This is a genomic window from Methylophaga sp. OBS3 (assembly GCF_026319325.1).
Classification (GTDB): domain Bacteria; phylum Pseudomonadota; class Gammaproteobacteria; order Nitrosococcales; family Methylophagaceae; genus Methylophaga.
This window is the reverse complement of record NZ_JAPDMU010000001.1, coordinates 423,568-445,015: the sequence shown is the minus strand read 5'-3', so window position 1 is coordinate 445,015 and position 21,448 is coordinate 423,568. Positions and strand designations below refer to the sequence as shown.

Sequence of the window (21,448 nt, the reverse complement as noted above, 5' to 3'; positions counted from 1 at the left end):
ATTTAGGCCTTTGAAGCGGCCATATCTGGGCAATAAATCTTTTGCAGAACAGCAATCACTTTGATCGCATCGTCACCTTTTAATTGGTAATACACGGTTTGGCCTTCTTTGCGTGTTGTTACTAAATCCGCCTCACGCAAACTTGCTAAGTGCTGGGAAAGTGCTGACTGGCTGAGCATCACTTTTTGATTCAGTGCATTTACGGAACGTTCGCCAGTTGCCAAAGCACACAAGATCATTAATCGATGAGGATTACTCATTTTCTTCAATAAGTTAGCTGCAGCTTCTGCATGGGCTGTCATCTGATTAAATGGCGAAACATTTTCTTGCTGGTGTTCCATAAGGCTTCTCCAAATCACTTCCTCGCCATTATATTAGAATATTCTAAATTAGCAATACCTAATATATAAAATGTAGATTTGGGCAAATGGACTAAAACTTATTTAAAGATAAAGATTCTTGGGTGGACTAAACCATCCCACCATTGACGGAAATAACTTGGCGCGTAATATAAGCAGCGCCCGGAGACATTAAAAAACCAACCGTTGCAGCAACCTCATCAACCGTTCCAACACGCTGCATAGGTATCATTTTTAGCGCTTCTTCGATGAAAACATCTTCCGTCATATCTGTTTCGATAAGACCTGGTGCAACACAATTAACCGTGATTTTACGTTTAGCAAGCTCAATCGCCAGCGCTTTGGTAGCACCGATGATCCCAGCTTTGGCGGCACTATAGTTAACTTGACCGCGATTTCCGGCAACGCCAGAAACAGAAGATAATGTGACAATACGCCCTGCTTTTCGGCGCTTAATCATTGGCATGATTAATGGCTGTAACACATTGTAAAAACCATCAAGATTGGTACGTAAGACCAGATCCCAATCCTCGCCCGGCATTGCAGGAAAAGCATTATCTCTAGCCAAACCCGCATTACAAACGACGCCAAAATAAGCACCGTTTGCCTCAACATCGTCAAGCAGCGTCGACTCACATTGTTGCCGGTCAGCAATATCAAATTGTAGGATGCGTGCCTGCTGTCCCATTGCAGATATCTCAGCAGCAACTTCCTCAGCAGGAGCTCGCTTACTATGGCAATGCAAAACAATATCAAAACCATCTTTGGCCAATTGCAAGGCGATAGCTTTGCCAATTCCTCGACTCGATCCGGTAACTAAAACCGTGTCGATCATGATGTTTTTTCCTTCATATATTGTTGTGCATTTTCTGGTTCAAAGACACTTAACTTGGCCGTCGCTTGTAAACCGTCAGGCCCTGTTAAAAAGCCATTAAAAACATGTAGACCATTGTCACCAACCATATCACGTTCCACGCGAAGTTTTAACGTTAACCCATTGTTAAAAAATGTTTTATTAACTTCATACTTGCGTGTTCCCAGCAAAAACCCTACTCTTGGCCCCGCAGCTTGTTTACGTTGCTGAACACCTGAAAAAGCCGCAATGGCTTGGGCTAAATACTCAACACCAATCCAAGTAGGCACGCCGTCTTTTTCAGCAAAAGTACTTGCCTGAGTGATATCTACTTCGGCTTCCAACCAATCATCACCATGACTGGTCACCTGAGTAAGCAATGACATTGTTCCGGAGTGTGGCACTAGCTCATCAATGATGTAGGTATCGGTCATGTTAAGCGCGCCAAAATAAGCGACATGTTATTTCCACCAAAGGCAAACGAGTTACTCAATGCATAATTCACTGAACTTTCGGCTTTACTTGATTTAACAAATTTAAGCACAGGTAAATCCGGATCAGCGACTTCATCCCAAATATGCTTTGGCATTAAGTTAGGCTCGGTGACGCTAATCCAACAAATTACTGCTTCAAGTGCCCCTGCCGCTCCTAGAGTATGCCCCGTGATTGACTTGGTTGAGCTACAAAAAACACCATTTGGGAAAACGCGATCTATTGCCATAGATTCCATTTGATCATTGAGTTCTGTCGCTGTGCCATGCAAATTAACGTAGTCGATATCTAGCTCTGATAAACCGGCATCAGCGATTGCTAAACGCATGCTTTGTTCAGCGCCGTTACCTTCAGGATGCGGGGCAGAAATATGGTGAGCATCACTGCTTTCCCCAACCCCTAATAAAGAAACGCCGATAGGCTTTTTCGACACAATAAACAAGGCACCCGCTTCACCAATATTGATCCCTCGACGGTTTTTGCTAAACGGTAAACAGGCTTCATTACTCACGGCTTCTAACGCTGAAAAACCTTGAAGGGTGAGTTTGCAAAGTGAATCGACACCACCAGCAATCACAACATCACAAATACCAGCAGTAATCAGTCTTTTTGCTGAAGCTAGTGCTTTTGCACCTGACGAGCATGCCGTTGAAATGCCATATACCGGCCCAGAAATGCCCGCCACTGTTGCAATAAACTCAGCGGTATTAGCCATTTCTTGGACGTTATAGTGATAACCATCTGGCAAGCTACCAGACTCAACATATGCTTTCATCGCAGGTTCGGCATCACCGATACCTGATGTACTGGTGCCGATAATGACACCAACACGATCAGCACCAAATTCGTTAATAGCGGCCTCAACTTGAGATTGAATTTGTTGGTAAACCGCCAGTGCAATTTGATTGTTACGGCTTTGCCACGATGCATTTTTAAGGGGTATTTCAGGTAATGGTTGCTGGCACTTGCCGACAGGGATCGCTTCGGTTCCATAGGCATCAGTCCAAACCATGTTGTGGCCATGTTCGTTAATTAATGCCTCGGTTAACGCTGCCTTATCGCTGGCAATGGCACACAAAACGCCAACATCGTTTAAATACACATTATTTTTCTGACCCACTGCTGGCCTCTAATGGTTCGATAATTACTTGGTATTGATGCAGTAGATGCTGGATCTCAATCTGACCGTCTTGAATTTGCACAACTAAAACATCTTGTTGTTGCTGACGTAGCTCTCTTTGCTCGGCAGAGATAGATACCAGCCAACCTGCCCGTTCAAGGTAGTTTTTCATGATGGCATCCTGCTGCCAAACAGCAAACTGCATCACGGCCATAATATCTTTGGCCGGAAACACCGTATTGGTATCGTTTTGCACGGTAAATTCGCTGCCGTCATATTGCATTGTCAGCAATCGTTGTCCGGTTGGCACTAATACAGCCACTTTCACAATCGATTTGGTGAATTCACTAAACACCAGAAATTGCTGTTTTTTACCCTCACGAATTACCGTGACTTTTTGCTGCTGAATGCCAAACTGTGGCGCTGATGATGGTGGTAACAACATCAAATCGGTGCTATGACTTACTTTATGAGATATCAAACCACATGCAGATAATAACGGTAACAATAGTGCTACCAAGTAATACCGCATGGTTAGCTGCGACATATTTCCGCCAACACTGTTAAACGGCTTCTGTCTTTTACATAAGGATTTTTACTATCCCAGGCATAGCCAGCCAGAATTGAGCTAATCATTCGTTTTACTGGCGGATTATCTTGCTCAGTAAAAATGACATCTTGTAATCGACCGTCATACCAAGCTTCAACAAAGGTTTTGAAGGTTTTTACGCCGCGCTGTAGTGGATCTACAAATTCGGTTTGCCAGTCAGGTGTTTCACCCTGCAATTGTTTATCTAATACTTCAGCAGCCAAACTTGCTGACTTAAAAGCGATAGTGACTCCCGATGAAAATACCGGATCTAAAAACTCACCAGCATTACCCAATAAGGCATAACCATCCCCTTTCATTTGCGAGACATCACTGGCATAACCAGTGATTTCACCAATACGCGTATCAAAATCGGCGTCAGTGAGTAACTCAGCCATCCAACCTGATTCGCTAATGAGTTGCTGCAGTTTATCGCGATTATCACCGGCACGTTCTGCTAAAAACCCTTGTTCCGCAACGACACCAACTGAAGCGCGACCATTGCTAAACGGAATTAACCAAAACCAAACATCTTGAAACTCAGGGTGAACGGTTATCAGAATTTTATTTCGATCATAGTCGGGGTGCGAAATACGATCTTCAACGTGGGTAAACAATGAGGTACGAGATGGGAATGAAGTTGGTCTTTCAAGATCCAACAACCGTGGTAAGACGCGACCATAGCCACTGGCATCTAAAACAAACTTGGCCGTTAGCTGATAACGCTCACCGCTTTCATCCTCAACGGAAACGGTTGCGTGTTCATCAGTGTAGGTAAAGTCGGTTACGGTCTGTCCATAATGAATTGTTACACCCTGCGCTTCTGCGGTATCAGCCAAAACCTTATCAAATCGATCACGTTGTACCTGAAAGGTTGTCCCCCAACCTTCACTGAACTTTTCGGTAAAATCAAACGCTTCATAACGCTCGCCACAACTAAATGCTGCACCATTTTTAAACTGAAATTCAGCGTCTTTAACAGCATCTAACATATTCGCTTCATTAAGAAAGCTCATACTTTGCGGTAACAAACTTTCACCGATTGAAAACCGGGGAAAATGAGAACGCTCAAGTACTGTGACTTGATAACCACGCTGATTTAACAGTGCCGAAGCTAATGCACCAGCAGGACCAGCACCAATAACAATCACATCACAATTATCTTGTTTCAACGTGTCCTCCTTGTTCTGGTGTTTGTCGCAATAATGTCGACAAGATCCAGACGAAAGTAAGTCCAAATAATACTGTCAGACCAAAATGCATCAGAATCGGCGTGTAACTTAATGCCAATAAACCAAATGCGAGTAAACTCGTCAGTGCCGATAACGTCACCGCTAACCATGTTTGGGCGGCATGGCGGGTTTCGGTCAAAAATATCCCCATATCAACGCCAATCCCCAATACCAATATCAACGCCATTAAGTGAAACAGGTTAATACCTGGCAACAAAGACATTAATATCGACAGCGTATATGTTGATGCCAACAATGGCGGTAATAAAATCCGCCAAACTGTTTGTTTATATCGCCATGCCAAAATCACAAATACACACAAATAGGCTAATGACACCCAGACTAACAATTGTTCTCGGTGGTTTGCCATTAATGATGAAATAGCATCAACCTGATCCACCAAAATAATGTCGGGCACAGCCTGCTGTAATAAAGCCAGTTCATCACCATTTAGCTTTTTAGGTGACGAGAAACTAACGACCGTTGCTATACCATATTGTTCACTGTTTATGATGAGGCCAGCGGTTGGATTAAACAGTGCTTGATTTAATTGTTCTGGCACCAAGCGTTTCTCAGAGTCTGCGGCTAAGCTTGCCATAGCTTGTTGGGTTATCGATTCTGGTAAACCCAGCTGTGACAGCAAGCCGTTTAATTCATTTTCATAAAGCGTTGTTACTCGCGCAACATTTGCATCTTGCTCTGATAATGCAGGTACCTCATCTGAGACCAAACGATAACGATTTATTCTACCCTGTTGCTTTAACTGCTTTAGCGTAGGTTTAAGTGCTTGTTCCTTTTTAAGACAATCATCTAACGCTGTGCACGGTATCAACATAAACGCCGTACCACTATGTACGCCTAATAAGTTTTGCACACGTTGCTCTTGAGCAATCAAACTAGGTGGGGAGGTTTGCAACAATCTAATGTCATCTTCGGTTTTGCCCTGAACAATCAGATATACCGCCAATAGTGTGACAAGCAAAAGTGACAGCCCAATCGTTCTTGGATAACGTTCCAAGTTAGGTAACTTAGCTTGCCAATTGGCTAACTTCTCAGCGGCATGAAAGCTATCTGCTTGGATATTTCGTGTTAACAATGGCAACCACAACACAACCGTTAACCATGCAGCAATTAACCCAGCAACAGAAAACAAAGCCATCTGACGCAGCCCCGGAAATGGGGTAATTGCCAAAGCAAGATACGCCAGCACGCTTGATAATAAGCCTAATAATAGTCCCGGCAGAATTCGTTTAAGAACGGAATCTTGTACCTGCCTTTCACATAAATAGTGCAGTGCATAATCAATGGCAACACCAATTAACCCTGCACCAAAAGCAAAAGTGACAATATGCACACGATCAAAAATCATAAAGGCAATTGACGTTGCCACAAAGCAGCCAACAACAACCGGCAAGATCATTAAACCAACGATGTTAAAGCCTCTAAACACCCAAAACATCAATACAATAATGCCGATTAAAGAGCCTAAGCCAATGGTCGACATTTCTTGTTTGGCTTGTCTGGCACCTGCATCCGCATGAATGATGAGCCCGGCACTTTCGAGGGTGACACCAGTGTCGGCTAATTCAGGAATTAACGGCTGATAGGCACTTAATACAGCTTGCTGTGTATTCATTGAAAACGCGTCAGCAGCCAGATTCACCACAACAAGATAAGTGTTATCGGCTCTGACAAGTCCAAGAAATCCATCTTTAGGCACAATCGATATATCGACACTTTTTTGCTCAAGCCAAGTTGCCATTAAACCAAAAGGATCATCCACCAGCCGTGTTGAGGACATGCCCATTGGATTCAAGATCCGCCCCAATGCTTGCTCGCGAATTCTGCCTGTTTCATCGGCATCAATGGCGTCAACCAGACTATCTGTCAATAAGGCATAACGATAATCAAACAAAGCCTGCTGGCTTTGCTGAATAGCCAAACCATCCAGTTGCCAGATCACAGACTCAACTTGTTCAATAGGACTGAGTTTTTCTACGACTTGTTTAACGGCTTGTTGACGAGCCTGTTTATCTTCGCTGCTAACTAGAATGATTAAACGCTTGGAAAATGCACCGCCCATTTGTTCGGCTGCGGTTTTGACGATTGGCTGTTGCTCTGATGCTGGCAGTAAACTCATCATGCTGGTGTCCAGCATTGGCTTTTTACTAAACGCGATAAACGCAATTGCTAAAATCACAACCAGCCAGAAAACGGCCAGTGTTTTTGTTAATGTGCTATTCCCAGTCACTGCGTTAAATCGCTAAACTTAATATGGGTTTTGTCGCCATTAGCTTCTAGCAGTGTCACTTCTTTGAGCAGTTTGTCACCCTGTAATACGACACCACTGATGGTTTGCCGCAAGGTATCTTCTTTTGGGGTTAATGTGACTGTCCAACGTTGATCTTGTTGCTCACCAACAGCATCAAAATAATCTGCCAAGGTATCCCACTCAGCCGTCATCACCGCAAAAAAGATCTGGCTAATGACTTTAACGGCTGGATTATTTTGACTATCCATACTCAGCATTTCTGACTGACCTTGGTGGCTCGTAATACTATCGGGTGTCATTTTGAGCTGACTCTCGATTGGCGCTTCTGTTATCCATTCAATAAACGCATCTCGCTCATAAACAAAATGGCCATTGGACATGATGGAAACATCAAACTCAGTCAAAGTTTTTTCTTGTTGGAATTTCCCTGAAAGACTTTGTGGGGCATCTGTCAGCTTAGCCAACAACTCATAAGATAACTCAGCATTGGCCGTGGTCACGGCTAGCAGCAGGCATAAGGCAAGTATTAGGCGTTTCATAACATGGCCTCAACTTTCTGCCCTAATACGGCTGGCGATACAAACTGCATTTCTTGTGTTGCGACATTTACCGCCACTTGTACGGTATAACCTTGCGTCAATTTTTTATCCGTGACTAAGTCATGAATGCTGTATTCAATTTTTAAGCGATTTTCCCACTCAACCAACTTGGCAACCACTTTGATTTTTTGTTGAAAATGTAACGGGTGGGCATAACGAACACGTAAATCAATGACCGGCCAAGCAAAGCCAGAAGACTTCATTTGCGGATAGTTATAGTCGATTTTATCGAGCAGCACACAACGCGCGATCTCAAAGTACTTTACATAGTGTCCATGCCAAGCGATGTGCATAACATCAACATCATGAAACGGTATTTCTATTATTGCTTCGGCTTCAATCACACTCACTCCTTGTTTTCGACTTGGTTTGAGGTGGTGACTTCCCAAAATGGATAAAAATTAAACCACTGTAGCGGTGCCCGTCGTGCGTAGTCAGCAAGACGATCGGCATAATCCTGAACGGTTTTATCTAGCAAAATGTTGCGTTGTTGACGATTAAGCTTTAACTGCTCAGAAAAACATTCAATGTGCAGGTCGTAACGCCCTTGTGTTTTTAGGCAAAACATCAAAAACACGGGACATTTTAATAAGCTCGCCAAAATAAAAGCACCTTGTGGAAAGGCTGCTGGTGAACCTAAAAAGTTCACCGTTGATGTTCGCTGCTGACCGGTAACCGGAGTTCTATCGCCAGCAATCACCACAAATTCACCAGCCTCAACACGCTCAGCCATCATCATGGCAAACGCCGGACTCATATCAGTGACTTGGTAGACCTCAACCTGCTCCATCGCGCCGACTTGTTTCATCAAGGCATTAAATTTTTCAACATGCTGGTTATAAACCAACACCGTGAGTTTGATATCACCTTGTTGGTAGGCCAGTGCATTACATATCTCGGTATTACCCAGATGGGAAATAACAATCAGACCACCCTGCTGCTTTTGTCGAGTCGCCTCAAAAACACCATCACTGTGATAACGAATATTTGAAAAGCGAATATGCTCCATCCATACCAATAATTTATCTAACACCATCTCTCCAAACATCCAGAGATGCTTAAAAGATGACTGCGGCGGTATTTCTGGATAAGTCTCGCGGAGTTTATGCAAATACGTTTTTGAAGCTTGCCGTGCACGTTTATTGGTTAAATAGAAATAACCAATAACGGGGAACAGAAATACTCGAAAAGCCCAGCGTCCAAAAACCCGATAAATACCGAACAAAACTCGCATGCCCAGCACCGTGCCTGACTCGGTTACTCGAGACCAATGTCTTGCTGAATCAGCCACGTAATTTCCGCCATAACAGTTTGGGTGAACGAATTAACATGCCAAATACCAGACGAATATGCATCCATGTCATCAGGCTGTTGTCTTTCCATAATAGAAAGTGAGAAACACCATCTTTCGGGTAATGTACTTTGGTTGGTAAGTTGGTGACGTTGTTACCCAACCACACCCAGCGAACCATGATTTCTGAATCAAAATCCATTCGATCGCCACACTTAGCTAGTAATGGCAAAATCGGCTTTATCGGATAGACACGAAAACCACACATCGTATCTTTAACCTCAAACGACAATGTGCTTAACCACACCAACACATGTGTTAAATAACGACAATAAAACCGCACCAATGGCACAGAATCATCATATTGCGGATAGCCAGTCACCACGTGCTCTGGGTTTGACTCAGCTGCTGCAATAAATTTTGGTACATCATTGGCATCGTGCTGACCATCAGCATCAATTTGTAATCCATGGCTATACCCTGCATTCGCCAACCACCGGAGCCCCGCTTTAACTGCGGCGCCTTTACCTGAGTTATAAGGTAAACGGTGTAAAAAGACCCGCTCACTATTTTCTGTAGCTAATGTTTGTAAAACCTGCTCACAAACCGAATCACTGCCATCGTCCACCAGCAAAATCGGCAAACCACTTTTCAAAAGATTACTCAGTGTGTTCGGTATAGCAACTTCATGGTTATAAACCGGCACTACAATGGCCGGCTGAAAAGTGTGATCAGTCGCCATAGCAAATTCGCCCTGATGAGTGCACACCGCTGTCTGATTCATACATAAAATGTAATTTGGCTTTATCGGAGTCAAAACGAAGCGATAAAGTAAACAGCTGACCGGGTAACATCAATTGCTGAAACTTGATGACCTCAAGTCGCTTAAAAGCACTTTTGATCGCAAAAAATTCTTGGCCATATTTGGCGGCCCAATGCACTTGGACAACACCAGGTAAAACCGCCTGTTCGGCAAAATGGCCATCAAAATATGTCAGATTTTCGGGCAATGAACAGGACAATAAAATGACCCCATCCTCGGCTTTCTCCGCCAACAAAATCGGCCACTTATTATCAGTTTTATCAAACAAGGCAGTCACGGATTGAAGGGTTAATTTTCCCTGACTATTGGTTGGCAACGCCGACACAAACCGCCAACGCCTTGGTATTAAAACACTTTCAAAGTGCATCGCAAGGTGTTGTTTTAAATAACTTACAAAAGCCTTTCGCCCTTGTTTGCGCAATACTTCTTGTCCAACTTCAGATAGCACTGCAGCTATCACCGTTTCATGTCTTTTTCGGTTTAAAACAAGCGCTTTTACCACATCAAATAAGCCAAGTGCTAATAACTTATCTTCTAGCTCAGAGAGTGATAATCGCTTACCTTCAACTTTGACGATCTGATCTTTTCGGCCAAGTAACTTGAACTCTCCCGTAGACTTAAACTCAACTCGATCGGCAAGCGGAATCTCTGCCTTTTCTGCCGTAAGTTTTACCATAATGGTTTGATCTGGGTTTGCCATAACAGCGACATGAGCCAATGGTTGCCATAACGCATCTTGCTGAGTTTTTTGCTGACAACGCCAAGCAATCGCTCCCGTTTCAGTACTCCCATAAATCTCTAAAACATCAGCCTCAAGATAAGTCGAGACATCGAGACTATCTTGGCGTAGTAATGGGGCAGCTGAAGAAATCACTTTTACGCATCGTTGACTAATTGATTGCCAGTCTTGATCTTGTGTCATCCGGGCTAGATGCGCCGGACTAGAAATTAAACTAAATCGCTTGTGTGCTTTAGCCGCCTGAATAATATCTTCTGGATACGCCAGCAAACATTTAGCAAAAGGCTGTTGCATACAAAATGGCAGCAATAACCGAAATGTCAGCCCATATAAATGTTGATGACTCACTGTGGCTAAGGTGACGTGATCTTCTTCACTAATAAAGTCTGTGAGCGCATCCAGTTCTTGCTCTAAATGCATCATGGTTTTTTTAACCATTTCAGGCTGGCCGGTAGAGCCTGAAGTAAACAAATTCAGTGCTACGAAATCATTTGGTAATGTGTGCCAAGTTGATGGCTTTGCATTTGCTGCTGGTTGCAACGTGGCAGCATGAAACTCACCGATAAAGCCATCTACTAGAGACTGTAAATGTGTTTCCGTACCCGTTAAGTTATCACCAGCAACTACTGCCGTTTTACCCACTTGCCATAAGGCAAACACCATCGCCAAAAACTGACAGGCATCATCGTGATATACCGCCCACTTGTTACCTGGTTGTTCGGCAAGCACAGCAACCCAGTCACTGACATTTTGTTGAAAGCTTTGCCAATCAACCTGTTCATCAGCAGAAACTGCAACGATAGTGTTGTCTGTTACAGCCCACCATTGGGATAAACGTCTTTTTATCGTCATGGTGTAGCAACTCTTACACGTCGTCGAATCAGCCACTCACCAATAAACATAGCGCCCATTAAAAAATAGGCGATGATGCCGTTATAGAGCAGCCAAATCTGAGGATCTGCCCAAACAACCGTAAGCATTGATAAAGCTGCATTAAGGACAAAAAATAGGCACCATGCATAGGTGACTCGTCTTGTATAACGAACACCTTCAGGTGGCAAATTGGGCTCTCGAATACGTGCTAAACGTTCTATAACTGGCATACCCACAACGAGGCTACCTGCAAACATCATCAAGAACAGCAAATTTATAATGACAGGATAAAACAACAAACCAACATCCTTGTTAAACCACAGCACCACAGCGACTATCACAGTCATCGCGACAACCATGCTGCGTTCTGCTCGGGACTTCGCTAATACGATACGGCTGAGCAATAAAGCACAGAGCAATACCATGACGATAGATTGGTGCTGCTGACTTAAGCCCCAATAGACGATAAAGGGATAGGCAACCGATAGCAGTATGATTAAAAGCCGGAAAATTGCCTTCATGTATTACCACATAGGTATTGGTTAGCCGTATTTAGGACTCGCACAAATTGAAAAAACTACTTAGTTCGATGTTCTTCAACTAACTTAACCAGTGCACTAACATTGGCAAAGTGTTGGCGAGTTTCAGCAGAGTCCGCTTTTAACTTGATCCCATATTGCTTTTGTAATGCCAGACCGATTTCTAGGGCGTCAATTGAGTCGAGTCCCAAGCCATCGACAAATAAAGGCTCATCACTATCAATATCATCTACTTCGATATCTTCTAAATCGAGACTTTCGATGATCATCTGTTTAATTTCAGTATGTAGATCGCTCACTTAACCCTATCTCCTTATTAAAGTAATTGGTTAACGCTAAAGTCATTTGACGTGCGGCCACCGATGGTTTTTCCATTGCCACGAAAGAATCGGTAGGAAATTCCCCCGTCACGCTTATCGTAAAGTGTGGTCTTGTCATCGGTACTTTATACCAAGCTTGCCCCTTTACCAGCGTAACTGGCTCACAACGTATCAACACCAATGTCACATCAGCTTGGGTTTTAACGGCTATGTAGGCTGCGCCACGTTTTAGCGTTAGGGGTTTATCAGGCTTAGATCTTGTGCCTTCGGGAAAAACAATTAATGCTTCCCCATTTGAAAATGCTGCTGCAGCCGCATCAGTCATGACACGGGCTGAGTCATCATTAATGATATAACCTGCACTTTTGACCGGACTGCCGGTAAATAAATTTCTCGACAGGCTACTTTTAACAATACAACTGGCATTCGGTACCATCGCCATCAAAAAAATCACATCAATTAATGTTGGATGATTGGCTAATACCAGTTGGGCTTTTGATAACTTCTCAAGGCCATGGACTTCAAAAGTTAACACACCCAGCCATTTTAATATTTGAAGAAACAAACGAAATGCATAATGTAATAAGGCTTTACCACGCCGGTGCCGTATTAATTGGTTAGGTGATACCACATAAATAGCTGGTGCCAATACCAGCGAAATTATTAAACCACCGAGACCAAATACAACAAAACTGATAGCTGTTGCTATCAATCGCCATAGACGTTCAAAAAACTTAAGCATTCTCTAACCTAGCCAGCGTCCATTGCTGTGCTTTGGTTGTCAGAGATATTTGTTGCGTATTTCCTGACAAGAAAGCAATAAAATCTAATAAACATTGCTCAGATGAGACCACATTGTCTGGCATCCCGTTTGGTACTAAGTTAAGTGAAATCCCCTCTGCATCGCTGCGACTTAATACAAAAGCCAACGCGACTGGAAATGGCAAACTATCTGCGTAGTCATCATAGACATCCGGTAACGGTACGTCATAGACAACACACAAGACTTTTTCATAGGACTCTAGTTGAGCCACCGCTTCGTGGAGTGTTGCCAGCAGTAAGTTTTCCGTGCTGGCAATTGCTGTCATAGGGGAAACATCTTTTCTGGCAATAGATAACAGACCACCAACTGCATTATGCACAGCAAGGCTAAAGCTGGTTGGTGATAAATCATCACCTCGGCCAATGTCTAGTAATAGCGAGAGTGTTAACGGCGTATCACCGTGTCTGGAGGCATAAATGGTTGGCAACATATTGTCTTCTGCCATTTCAGCCAAAGCCGCTGTTGCTGCGTATTTGCCTAATGTCGTAAAACGACGTCTTAACATAGGCGATATTTGCTTAAGTTTGGGCGGTGGTATTTCATCGCGCCCTTCGTCGTTTTTGTTAGAAAACCAAAAACGCCATGCATCAATATCCTCTATGCCAGGAGCCATTGCTGACCAGGACTCCAGCTTAAGATCAATCACACAACGTCCCTCACTCGCTTATTTATTATTATTGGGTTCTACTTTGCATCGTTAATAGGCGAAGTAAAACATATCCGGCCTGATTTTACGTTGATGTCTCACTAATGCAAGCATGCTAAATTGAGACGATACTAGCGATGCAATATACTGATTTTGCCTTGGTCGTCTTAGTCGCGGCTATAAGGGAAAGCCCTAAATCCAAAGATGATGAGATAACAATTGGCTAATTTTGCAAAGCTTTGGTTATTAAATACCAGTGAAATAAATCCATTGCCAAGCAGTACGTCACCCTCATGGTTATCTAATTCAGAGCTCACACGCTTGAGCAAAATTAAAACCATTAAAAGAAAGCACACTTATCTCGTTAGTCGACTATTAATTCGCCAAGCGTTATCTCAGCACTTCGATAAACCACTTCATTTTTGGCAGCTCATTGAGCAAGGTAACTTACCACCTGAAATCATAAACTTACCGAGCAATATTCTTTTTAGTTTGTCGCACAGTGAGGATTGGATTGGATTGGCTTTAGCCGATGTTGCCGTAGGGGTAGATATCGAAATAAAGCAACAACGTGACTGGTTAAAAACTGCCGCGTTATTTATGTCGGCCGGAGAGTTTAACGACTTTCAACAGCATCCAAACCCTGACAGTTTCTACACAAGCTGGACAATGAAAGAAGCTTATTTCAAAGCCTTTCCTAAGCAACAAGATACACTTTCGCTATCGGGTATTCCCGTACAAAAACTCCGTGAAAGTAACAGCTATACGTCAATTGATCTGACTAACCAAAGTTACCAGCTGGCTTTATTTGTTGATTCAGCAATAGATGCTCTAACCTGTTTCACCAACCAACAATCTATTGCTTGGTGGCAAGAAAACATCTCGCCACCTAACCTTGATTTTAATTGGCGGCCATCTGCGTTTGAGTGGATTGAGTGATTAAAGAACCGACTCGATAGCCTGTTGCATTTCTTTGCTATCTGGCTCGACTTTACTTGGAAACGCTGCAACCACGTTGCCTTCTGCATCAACAACGTATTTGCTGAAATTCCAGCTAGGCTGTTGGCTTTGTTTGTTTATTTCTTGAAAAACAGGGTTAGCTCGCTGGCCTGTCACAAAGCTCGGGGCAATCATGGTGAAAGTCACACCAAAGTTTTCACGACAAACACGATTCGCTTCTTCTTCTGTTTTGGCTTCTTGATTAAAGTCATTACTGGCAAAACCCACCACCATCAGACCCTTATCTTTATATTGCTGATGTAATGATTCCAAGCCCTCAAACTGACGCGTGTAGCCACAATGACTGGCCGTATTAACAATTAATAACGGTTTACCCGCGGCAACATCACATAGATTTACTGTCTCGTCGGCGTGCAACTTAGGTAACTCATAATCGAGAAACGCCGGACATTGTTCCTCAGCCATCACCGAAAAAGGCATCAGCAACATACAACCCAAGAATAATTTACGCATGGTAGTTTCCTTTCTGATTGAGGTTTTGTTATAAGCTTTCAATCATCTTATGACTCATTTTCAATCAGAAAGTTGACTCCCTAATCAACCAAAGCAACTTGCACAAGATTGTCAGTAAAGGTTGGTGCATGCCCCATATCTACAAATTCAGCGGAACTGACACAATTTACCGTGCCTTTGTTCAACTGACGCCAATACCCTAATGTTGCCACGACAAGCCCGGGGTTCACATCATCAGTAATTTGGGCAACACCTTCAAACGCGCCACGGTCATTAAATACTCGGATTTTGTCGCCTTGCTGCACATTGCGTAGCTCGGCATCCAATGCATTAATCAATACAAACTGCTCACCTTGTGCTTTGATTTTGTTATCCATATTGGCGTAACAAGAGTTCAAAAAGCCATGGCTCTTAGGCGAAATAATGTTGAGCGGGTAACGTTCTGCCAATTCTGGATTGGTTTGTGGCGTTTCTCGGGAAGGAACATAGTCTGGGAGACTATCTAACGCCTCACCCGGCTGAAAACCGTCATACATTTGCCGGAATGGGCCTGCAACGAAATTCGTTGCCCCTTCCACCTCGAAATGACATTTGCCAGTTGGCGTTGGAAAGTTACCTTGTTTGTGGGGGGCTCGGTCATCACGTGTACCCACAGTTAAACGGGCATAACCATGTTGACGTAGGTATTCAAGATCAATTCCATCACAGGCTGGTGATTGCCAATCAACGTATTGCTCTAAACACTCACTGTCTGACCATTTGAAATTATCTTCTTCAAACCCCATTTTAGCAGCTAAACGACGGAAAATTTCTTGGTTAGGTAGAGCCTCGCCCGGTGCTTCAACACATTTTTCGTTATAAGTGAGATATAAATGCCCCCATGAGAGCACCATATCTTCATGTTCAGCGCCCATTGTGGCAGGCAGAACGATATCAGCATAAGACGCGGTATCTGACAGGAAATGTTCAGCAGACACCATAAATAGATCTTCACGCATCAAACCTTCAACAATTTTGTCGGTTTCAGCAGCTTGGGTTACTGGGTTAGCATTCCAACACATCATGGATTTAATCGGCACTTGCAAATCAAGTTCGCCAGTTAAAGCACGACCAATCTGGATAGCGTTAACGACTTGTGTCCCTTCAGGAATTAAATCTGGTCGGCAAATCACATCAAATTTATACGGGTGCTCCCAAACAGGAAACTGTAATGCACCACCGCCAACATGACGCCATGCCCCTGTTAATGCTGGCAAACAGGTAATTGCACGAATTGCCTGACCACCACCATAGTTTCTTTCTAGGGCAACGCCCAGACGAATCGCGGCTGGCTGTGTAGTGGCATAAGCAATAGCAAGTTTTCGAATATCTTCGGCAGGAATTCCAGTGATCTCAGCAGCCCATTCCGGTGTACGTGTTTTAACGCGCTCAGCCAATGCCTCAAAACCCACTGTGTAATTCTCTACATAGTCAGCGTCATGTAGACCTTGTTCGATAATGGTATGCATCATTGCCATCGCAAGTGCACCATCAGTCCCTGGCCGTGGCGCAATATGCCAGTCCGCTTCTTTGGCTGTGCGAGATTTATACGGATCAATGACAACCACTTTGGCACCACGTTTTTGGGCATCTTTAACGATATGCCAGTGATGCAGGTTGGTACTGACAGAGTTACAGCCCCAAATAATAATGTAGTTAGCATGGATAAAACTTTCAGGATCCACACCTGCCGTCGGTCCAACAGTTAACAACCAAGCTGTACAGGACCCCTCCCCACAGAAAGTTCGTTCACAGACAGTGGCACCTAAGCGATTAAAAAAGGCATCAGCGCCATTTAATCCATGAACAAGTCCCTGATTACCTAGGTAACTATAAGGAATGATGGCTTGAGGACCGTGCTCAGCAATAATTGCCTGCCAACGAGTGGTGATTTCATCTAAGGCTTCATCCCAAGTAATTTGTTCAAATTGGCCACTACCTTTAGGACCAACACGACGCATAGGATGTAATAGACGATCAGGGTGATAATGACGCTGCTCATAGTCTTTGAGCTTTACACATAGGCCGCCACGAGTCATTGGATGCTCAGCATTTCCTTTAACGCTGACAAGTTTTCCATTTTCAACGTGATACACCATTGAGCAGGTATCAGGGCAATCATGCGGGCAACCACCGTGGTGGGTTGTTTTTAATACACTGGCCATTTCTCTCTCCTATCGAACCGTAGGTTTTTATACTTAACTTTACACCTGATTGCATCGGGAAATTTGCCCTTTAAAAACATTTAAATATTCATCTGATTTTTACTCATTCCTTTTGATAAAACGCAACAATATCGCCCATAACCTTTCTGTCACAAGGGTTTCACAGAGATCTCACATTTAATTAAAGTTATTTAAAATCAGACCGATAGCGTTGTTGTAGGGATAATTTGAGTAGCGAGTATGATTGAGATACCGCGTGTTTATCGACACAGCTATAGTTACGCGCCACCTAGTGAAAGTGTCCGCAAGCCAGAGACATTAACCACAGATAGTCCGTGGGTTGTTAATGAGGATAGACGCCGTCGTCGTGACCGCCGTAAGAAAAAGCAAAAGCCGGTCATTGAACGTCGCGTTTCGGCTGACCGTCGGACCCCGATGCTGGATGCTAAAGCTTAATAAACTTTAACAAGCTTGCCACCAGGCTTCAGACCAAGTCGCCCCGTTTTTACGGCATTACGCCGAATGCCGATAGCGGGCGCGATATAAAACATATCGCCATTTTGACCAACTAATTGCTGGCGAACGCCAACCGCTTTAGCCACATTCGCATTCGCTTTCATGTGCATCATTTCGCCATGAACCGGAATAGCACAATCAGGTTGAACCCATTGATACATGGCTTTTAATTCATCTGCTGCGGGATGTCCTGATGCATGTATCGGCAATGCACTATTACTTTCATCGATAACATCAATCTGCATTGCTTTAAGGCGCTCAACTAATGCCTCGATTGCTTGCTCATTACCGGGGATGACCTTCGAGCTAAAAATAACGGTATCGCCAGGTTCCAATTGAAGATCTCGAAAGGTATTCATACTCAAACGATTCAGCGCTGTGCGTGGCTCTCCCTGACTACCTGTCGCAATCAATAAAACCGTATGCCTTGGTAAGTACCCCAAATGTGATGGATCAACTAAGGTTTCAACACCATTCCAAAACCCTGTAAATTTCGCGGCGGAGACCGTATTTAATAATGAGCGGCCTAATAAACCAAGATGCCTACCGGTTTGCTGCGCAATTGTGGCAAGCGTATGCAAACGGGCAATGTTGCTTCCAAAACACGTAACAACAACTCGCCCTTTGGCCTGCTCGATATGTTTTAACAAGCCTTTATGCAGACTGCCCTCTGTTGCCGACCAACCTTGAACATTGGCATTAGTCGAATCACATACCATGGCATTCACTTCAGCTTTGGCTAGTGCCTGAAAATCAGCGGCGTTGTACGGCAAACCTAATACAGGTGCTTTATCTAGCTTCCAGTCTGCAGTGTGAAAGACTTTGCCAACTGGGGTTGAGATCAATAACGCAAATGGTTCAGGAATGGAGTGTGTCAGCTTCAACCAACTGAGTTCAAAAACACCAACCTGTCTTTTCTCGGACGGGTCGACGATAAACAGCGGAACTTGTTCTAACAGATTCGCTTCGGCAAGTTTTCGCCGTAATATTTCGGCAGTAAATGCGGTGGTATAGATCGGGCATTTTAGTTGAGGCCACAAATACGCCACGGCACCGACATGATCCTCATGAGCATGGGTTATCACTAAACCATCCAGCAAGGTATGACGTTCAGCAATAAACTGCGGATCAGCCATTTGCACATGGGCACTACCACTCATTGGCAGCCCATCTTCATCGGTGTCAGACTCAAAGGTAACACCACAATCAACCATTAACCAGCGGCCATTATGGCCATATAGATTAAGGTTCATCCCGATTTCACCACAGCCGCCTAACGGCAAAAACCATAAATCTTCACTGCTGGGCGTCATCTGCCAAAATGCTCCTTGCTCAATAATCACATAATCGAAAAACACTCACAGTATAAGGATGACAATAGGTTAAGTCAGTGGCTTTGTTGGTTAATTTGCACATTAAATATCGACTGTATTTTAATGTGAACTACCGCAAACTATTAATTTGTACTGCAAAATAGGTCTCGAGCCTCAAGAATGCTATAATGTGCGGCTGTTTTGGTTTAACTATCTGATTACGCAAAGAATTTGCCTTAGTGAGATTGGATAGTTAAGCCGTCCTCAATACGGAGACGGAACATGGACGCAAATGCGTTAATCGCCGAAGGTTTTAATCTCATGCTTATTGGTATGGGGTTTGTTTTTGTTTTTCTAACGGTTTTGGTAATGGTGACCGCCCTGATGTCTCGGGTTATCACCTTTTACGAAAAACGCGTTGGTATCTTGCCTGCTGAAGGTATTCCACAACCCACCGCGGTTGTTGGTATTTCAACAGAACCTAGCAGCCCGCCTAAAGATGCCAATCTGATAAGTGTTCTCTCAGGTGCCATCCACCGCTATCGCGCCAAGCATAAATAATGCTTTCTCCGTCACTGATTACTGTTTAAGGCCCCACCATGACTGACCAAAAGCAAGCTCTCGGAATTACCGATGTCGTATTGCGAGATGCACACCAATCCTTATTCGCTACCCGCCTCCGTCTTGATGACATGCTTCCAATTGCCGACAAACTGGACCAAGTTGGTTTCTGGTCTGTAGAAAGCTGGGGCGGTGCTACATTCGATGCCTGTATTCGTTATTTAGGTGAAGATCCTTGGCACCGTATCCGCAGCCTTAAGGCCGCAATGCCAAACACCCAACAGCAAATGTTGTTACGTGGTCAAAATCTTTTAGGCTATCGCCATTACGCTGATGATGTGGTCAGAAAATTTGTTGAGCGTGCCGCAGTAAATGGTGTTGATGTTTTCCGTGTCTTTGATGCGATGAACGACCCACGTAATTTAGAAGTTGCCCTGAAAGCGGTTAAAGAAACCGGCAAACATGCTCAAGGCACCATGGCTTACACACTCAGCCCAGTGCATGATTTGCAAATGTGGCTAGACATGGCCAAACGCATCGAGGAAATGGGCGCCGACTCGTTATGTATTAAAGATATGGCTGGTTTGCTCAAACCTTACAAAGCCTACGAATTAGTTAAAAGTCTGAAAGAAACTATCTCCATCCCTATTCACATGCAATCGCATGCAACTACCGGTCTTTCTACCGCCACCATCATGAAATGTGTTGAAGCAGGTATCGACAATGTTGATAGCGCGATTTCTTCAATGTCCATGACTTATGGTCACTCAGCGACTGAATCAGTTGTTGCCATTTTTCAAGACACCGAACGTGATACCGGCCTGAATATTGAGCTACTTGAAGAAGTGGCTGCGTATTTCCGTGAAGTTCGTAAGAAATATGCGGCCTTTGAAGGCTCACTGCGTGGTGTTGATTCACGTATTTTGGTCGCACAAGTGCCAGGCGGTATGTTGACCAATATGGAAAACCAACTGCGTGAGCAAAATGCCTTAGACCGTATGGATGAGGTATTAAAAGAAATTCCTCGCGTTCGTGAAGACTTAGGCTTTATTCCTTTAGTGACACCAACATCGCAAATCGTTGGTACACAAGCCGTTATCAACGTGTTAACCGGCGAAAGATATAAAACCATCACTGAAGAAACTCAAGGTTTGCTACGTGGTGAATATGGTGCTGCACCTGCAGCATTTGATAAAGCCTTGCAAGAACGTGTTCTCCAAGGTGCACAACCTATCACTTGCCGTCCAGCAGACAATATCGAGCCAGAACTTGATAGCCTAACCACAGAGTTAGAAAATTTGGCTGCCGAAGAAGGCTTCAAGCTAGAAGACGGCGATCAAAAAATTGATGATGTGCTGACCTATGCACTGTTCCATCAAACCGCACTGAAATTCCTGAAAAACCGTGGTAACCCAGATGCCTTTGAAAAAGCACCAACGTTGGCTTCAGCAGCGGCAGCGGCTCGTGCACAATCTGGTGGCTCTGAGACTTACACAATCTCAGTTAACGGCGAACAATACGTTGTTGAAGTTAATGAGGGCGGTGATATCAGCCAAGTTGCTAGCAAGCCAAAAGCTGTCGCAGGCGAAGGTGAACCAGTTAAAGCACCACTATCTGGCAACATCTGGAAAGTATTAGTCAGCAGCGGCCAAGCTGTTCAAGAAGGTGACGTACTGCTGATTCTGGAAGCCATGAAAATGGAAACCCAAATCGTTGCTGAAAAATCAGGCACCGTTTCGGGTGTATTTGTTAAACCGGGCGATACCACTAAGGTGGGTGACGTCCTTGTAACCATTTCATAAAGGCTTACC

The 21,448-nt window shown here is 44.0% G+C and carries 23 protein-coding genes; 4 read left to right on the top strand and 19 right to left on the bottom strand.

What is annotated here, in order from left to right; all coding sequences use genetic code 11:
• Positions 1-2: 2 nt before the first annotated feature.
• The 16 genes from OMP94_RS02150 to OMP94_RS02075 all read right to left on the bottom strand — a co-directional run bounded on the left by OMP94_RS02150 (position 3) and on the right by OMP94_RS02075 (position 13,537).
• Positions 3-341 carry an ArsR/SmtB family transcription factor gene (locus tag OMP94_RS02150; RefSeq protein ID WP_266275495.1) on the bottom strand — a complete coding sequence of 113 codons (339 nt, stop codon included), beginning with the start codon at positions 339-341 and terminating at the stop codon, positions 3-5.
• A 127-nt stretch (positions 342-468) separates the two neighbouring features.
• Complete coding sequence (locus OMP94_RS02145; protein ID WP_266275493.1) at positions 469-1,194, bottom strand: 3-ketoacyl-ACP reductase FabG2; 726 nt, start codon at positions 1,192-1,194, stop codon at positions 469-471.
• Entirely contained in the window at positions 1,191-1,646 is a 456-nt protein-coding gene (locus tag OMP94_RS02140; protein WP_266275491.1) for a hypothetical protein, read from the bottom strand. Before OMP94_RS02140 ends, OMP94_RS02145 begins: the two co-directional genes overlap by 4 nt.
• Complete coding sequence (locus OMP94_RS02135) at positions 1,643-2,824, bottom strand: beta-ketoacyl-[acyl-carrier-protein] synthase family protein (RefSeq protein WP_266275489.1); 1,182 nt, start codon at positions 2,822-2,824, stop codon at positions 1,643-1,645. Before OMP94_RS02135 ends, OMP94_RS02140 begins: the two co-directional genes overlap by 4 nt.
• Entirely contained in the window at positions 2,808-3,371 is a 564-nt protein-coding gene (locus OMP94_RS02130) for a DUF3261 domain-containing protein (RefSeq protein ID WP_266275487.1), read from the bottom strand. Before OMP94_RS02130 ends, OMP94_RS02135 begins: the two co-directional genes overlap by 17 nt.
• Positions 3,359-4,585 (bottom strand): NAD(P)/FAD-dependent oxidoreductase, encoded by a 1,227-nt coding sequence (locus OMP94_RS02125; protein WP_266275485.1) that lies wholly within the window; start codon positions 4,583-4,585, stop codon positions 3,359-3,361. The genes OMP94_RS02130 and OMP94_RS02125 overlap by 13 nt, the downstream gene beginning before the upstream one ends.
• Complete coding sequence (locus OMP94_RS02120) at positions 4,572-6,788, bottom strand: MMPL family transporter (RefSeq protein WP_266275483.1); 2,217 nt, start codon at positions 6,786-6,788, stop codon at positions 4,572-4,574. The genes OMP94_RS02125 and OMP94_RS02120 overlap by 14 nt, the downstream gene beginning before the upstream one ends.
• Before the next feature lie 104 nt (positions 6,789-6,892).
• Positions 6,893-7,456 (bottom strand): outer membrane lipoprotein carrier protein LolA, encoded by a 564-nt coding sequence (locus OMP94_RS02115; protein WP_266275481.1) that lies wholly within the window; start codon positions 7,454-7,456, stop codon positions 6,893-6,895.
• A complete protein-coding gene (locus OMP94_RS02110; RefSeq protein WP_266275479.1) occupies positions 7,453-7,860 on the bottom strand; it encodes an acyl-CoA thioesterase in 408 nt (135 codons plus the stop codon). Before OMP94_RS02110 ends, OMP94_RS02115 begins: the two co-directional genes overlap by 4 nt.
• A 2-nt stretch (positions 7,861-7,862) precedes the next feature.
• Positions 7,863-8,807 (bottom strand): hypothetical protein, encoded by a 945-nt coding sequence (locus OMP94_RS02105; RefSeq protein WP_266275477.1) that lies wholly within the window; start codon positions 8,805-8,807, stop codon positions 7,863-7,865.
• Positions 8,800-9,549 carry a glycosyltransferase family 2 protein gene (locus OMP94_RS02100; RefSeq protein ID WP_266275475.1) on the bottom strand — a complete coding sequence of 250 codons (750 nt, stop codon included), beginning with the start codon at positions 9,547-9,549 and terminating at the stop codon, positions 8,800-8,802. Before OMP94_RS02100 ends, OMP94_RS02105 begins: the two co-directional genes overlap by 8 nt.
• Entirely contained in the window at positions 9,539-11,221 is a 1,683-nt protein-coding gene (locus OMP94_RS02095) for an AMP-binding protein (RefSeq protein WP_266275473.1), read from the bottom strand. Before OMP94_RS02095 ends, OMP94_RS02100 begins: the two co-directional genes overlap by 11 nt.
• Entirely contained in the window at positions 11,218-11,763 is a 546-nt protein-coding gene (locus OMP94_RS02090; protein ID WP_266275471.1) for a hypothetical protein, read from the bottom strand. The genes OMP94_RS02095 and OMP94_RS02090 overlap by 4 nt, the downstream gene beginning before the upstream one ends.
• A 56-nt stretch (positions 11,764-11,819) precedes the next feature.
• Positions 11,820-12,050, bottom strand: a complete 231-nt coding sequence (locus tag OMP94_RS02085; RefSeq protein ID WP_416240445.1) for a phosphopantetheine-binding protein — start codon at positions 12,048-12,050, stop codon at positions 11,820-11,822.
• 10 nt (positions 12,051-12,060) lie between these two features.
• Entirely contained in the window at positions 12,061-12,843 is a 783-nt protein-coding gene (locus tag OMP94_RS02080; protein ID WP_266275467.1) for a lysophospholipid acyltransferase family protein, read from the bottom strand.
• Positions 12,836-13,537, bottom strand: a complete 702-nt coding sequence (locus OMP94_RS02075; RefSeq protein ID WP_266275465.1) for a beta-ketoacyl synthase chain length factor — start codon at positions 13,535-13,537, stop codon at positions 12,836-12,838. Before OMP94_RS02075 ends, OMP94_RS02080 begins: the two co-directional genes overlap by 8 nt.
• 252 nt (positions 13,538-13,789) lie before the next feature.
• Here OMP94_RS02075 and OMP94_RS02070 point away from each other — a divergent pair, with 252 nt between their 5' ends.
• A complete protein-coding gene (locus tag OMP94_RS02070) occupies positions 13,790-14,509 on the top strand; it encodes a 4'-phosphopantetheinyl transferase family protein (RefSeq protein ID WP_266275463.1) in 720 nt (239 codons plus the stop codon).
• On the opposite strand, the gene OMP94_RS02065 is transcribed toward OMP94_RS02070, so the two are convergent.
• Together OMP94_RS02065 and OMP94_RS02060 are read right to left on the bottom strand one after the other, a co-directional pair.
• Positions 14,510-15,043, bottom strand: coding sequence for a glutathione peroxidase (locus OMP94_RS02065; protein ID WP_266275461.1), 534 nt, complete (start codon positions 15,041-15,043; stop codon positions 14,510-14,512).
• An 80-nt stretch (positions 15,044-15,123) separates the two neighbouring features.
• Positions 15,124-17,247: a molybdopterin-containing oxidoreductase family protein gene (locus tag OMP94_RS02060; protein ID WP_266275459.1), complete on the bottom strand. Its 2,124-nt coding sequence runs from the start codon at positions 17,245-17,247 to the stop codon at positions 15,124-15,126.
• Between the two features lie 240 nt (positions 17,248-17,487).
• On the opposite strand from OMP94_RS02060, the gene OMP94_RS02055 reads away from it, so the two are divergent.
• Positions 17,488-17,703, top strand: coding sequence for a hypothetical protein (locus OMP94_RS02055; RefSeq protein WP_266275453.1), 216 nt, complete (start codon positions 17,488-17,490; stop codon positions 17,701-17,703).
• On the opposite strand, the gene OMP94_RS02050 is transcribed toward OMP94_RS02055, so the two are convergent.
• Positions 17,700-19,076, bottom strand: a complete 1,377-nt coding sequence (locus OMP94_RS02050) for a ribonuclease J (RefSeq protein ID WP_266275450.1) — start codon at positions 19,074-19,076, stop codon at positions 17,700-17,702. The two genes, OMP94_RS02055 and OMP94_RS02050, sit on opposite strands and share 4 nt — an antisense overlap.
• 282 nt (positions 19,077-19,358) lie before the next feature.
• Between OMP94_RS02050 and OMP94_RS02045 the strand changes: the two genes are divergently transcribed.
• Positions 19,359-19,637, top strand: coding sequence for an OadG family protein (locus OMP94_RS02045; protein WP_266275448.1), 279 nt, complete (start codon positions 19,359-19,361; stop codon positions 19,635-19,637).
• A gap of 38 nt (positions 19,638-19,675) precedes the next feature.
• Positions 19,676-21,439, top strand: a complete 1,764-nt coding sequence (gene oadA / locus OMP94_RS02040; RefSeq protein ID WP_266275446.1) for a sodium-extruding oxaloacetate decarboxylase subunit alpha — start codon at positions 19,676-19,678, stop codon at positions 21,437-21,439.
• The last annotated feature ends 9 nt before the right edge of the window (positions 21,440-21,448 follow it).

What these genes read in the sequence shown, in the direction of transcription:
- OMP94_RS02150 (WP_266275495.1), bottom strand. Translation starts at nt 341, where the DNA reads ATGGAACACCAGCAAGAAAATGTTTCGCCATTTAATCAGATGACAGCC.
- OMP94_RS02145 (WP_266275493.1), bottom strand. Translation starts at nt 1,194, where the DNA reads ATGATCGACACGGTTTTAGTTACCGGATCGAGTCGAGGAATTGGCAAA.
- OMP94_RS02140 (WP_266275491.1), bottom strand. Translation starts at nt 1,646, where the DNA reads ATGACCGATACCTACATCATTGATGAGCTAGTGCCACACTCCGGAACA.
- OMP94_RS02130 (WP_266275487.1), bottom strand. Translation starts at nt 3,371, where the DNA reads ATGTCGCAGCTAACCATGCGGTATTACTTGGTAGCACTATTGTTACCG.
- OMP94_RS02120 (WP_266275483.1), bottom strand. Translation starts at nt 6,788, where the DNA reads ATGATGAGTTTACTGCCAGCATCAGAGCAACAGCCAATCGTCAAAACC.
- OMP94_RS02115 (WP_266275481.1), bottom strand. Translation starts at nt 7,456, where the DNA reads ATGAAACGCCTAATACTTGCCTTATGCCTGCTGCTAGCCGTGACCACG.
- OMP94_RS02100 (WP_266275475.1), bottom strand. Translation starts at nt 9,549, where the DNA reads ATGGCGACTGATCACACTTTTCAGCCGGCCATTGTAGTGCCGGTTTAT.
- OMP94_RS02095 (WP_266275473.1), bottom strand. Translation starts at nt 11,221, where the DNA reads ATGACGATAAAAAGACGTTTATCCCAATGGTGGGCTGTAACAGACAAC.
- OMP94_RS02090 (WP_266275471.1), bottom strand. Translation starts at nt 11,763, where the DNA reads ATGAAGGCAATTTTCCGGCTTTTAATCATACTGCTATCGGTTGCCTAT.
- OMP94_RS02085 (WP_416240445.1), bottom strand. Translation starts at nt 12,050, where the DNA reads ATGATCATCGAAAGTCTCGATTTAGAAGATATCGAAGTAGATGATATT.
- OMP94_RS02080 (WP_266275467.1), bottom strand. Translation starts at nt 12,843, where the DNA reads ATGCTTAAGTTTTTTGAACGTCTATGGCGATTGATAGCAACAGCTATC.
- OMP94_RS02075 (WP_266275465.1), bottom strand. Translation starts at nt 13,537, where the DNA reads ATGGCTCCTGGCATAGAGGATATTGATGCATGGCGTTTTTGGTTTTCT.
- OMP94_RS02065 (WP_266275461.1), bottom strand. Translation starts at nt 15,043, where the DNA reads ATGCGTAAATTATTCTTGGGTTGTATGTTGCTGATGCCTTTTTCGGTG.
- OMP94_RS02060 (WP_266275459.1), bottom strand. Translation starts at nt 17,247, where the DNA reads ATGGCCAGTGTATTAAAAACAACCCACCACGGTGGTTGCCCGCATGAT.
- OMP94_RS02055 (WP_266275453.1), top strand. Translation starts at nt 17,488, where the DNA reads ATGATTGAGATACCGCGTGTTTATCGACACAGCTATAGTTACGCGCCA.
- OMP94_RS02050 (WP_266275450.1), bottom strand. Translation starts at nt 19,076, where the DNA reads ATGACGCCCAGCAGTGAAGATTTATGGTTTTTGCCGTTAGGCGGCTGT.
- OMP94_RS02045 (WP_266275448.1), top strand. Translation starts at nt 19,359, where the DNA reads ATGGACGCAAATGCGTTAATCGCCGAAGGTTTTAATCTCATGCTTATT.
- oadA (WP_266275446.1), top strand. Translation starts at nt 19,676, where the DNA reads ATGACTGACCAAAAGCAAGCTCTCGGAATTACCGATGTCGTATTGCGA.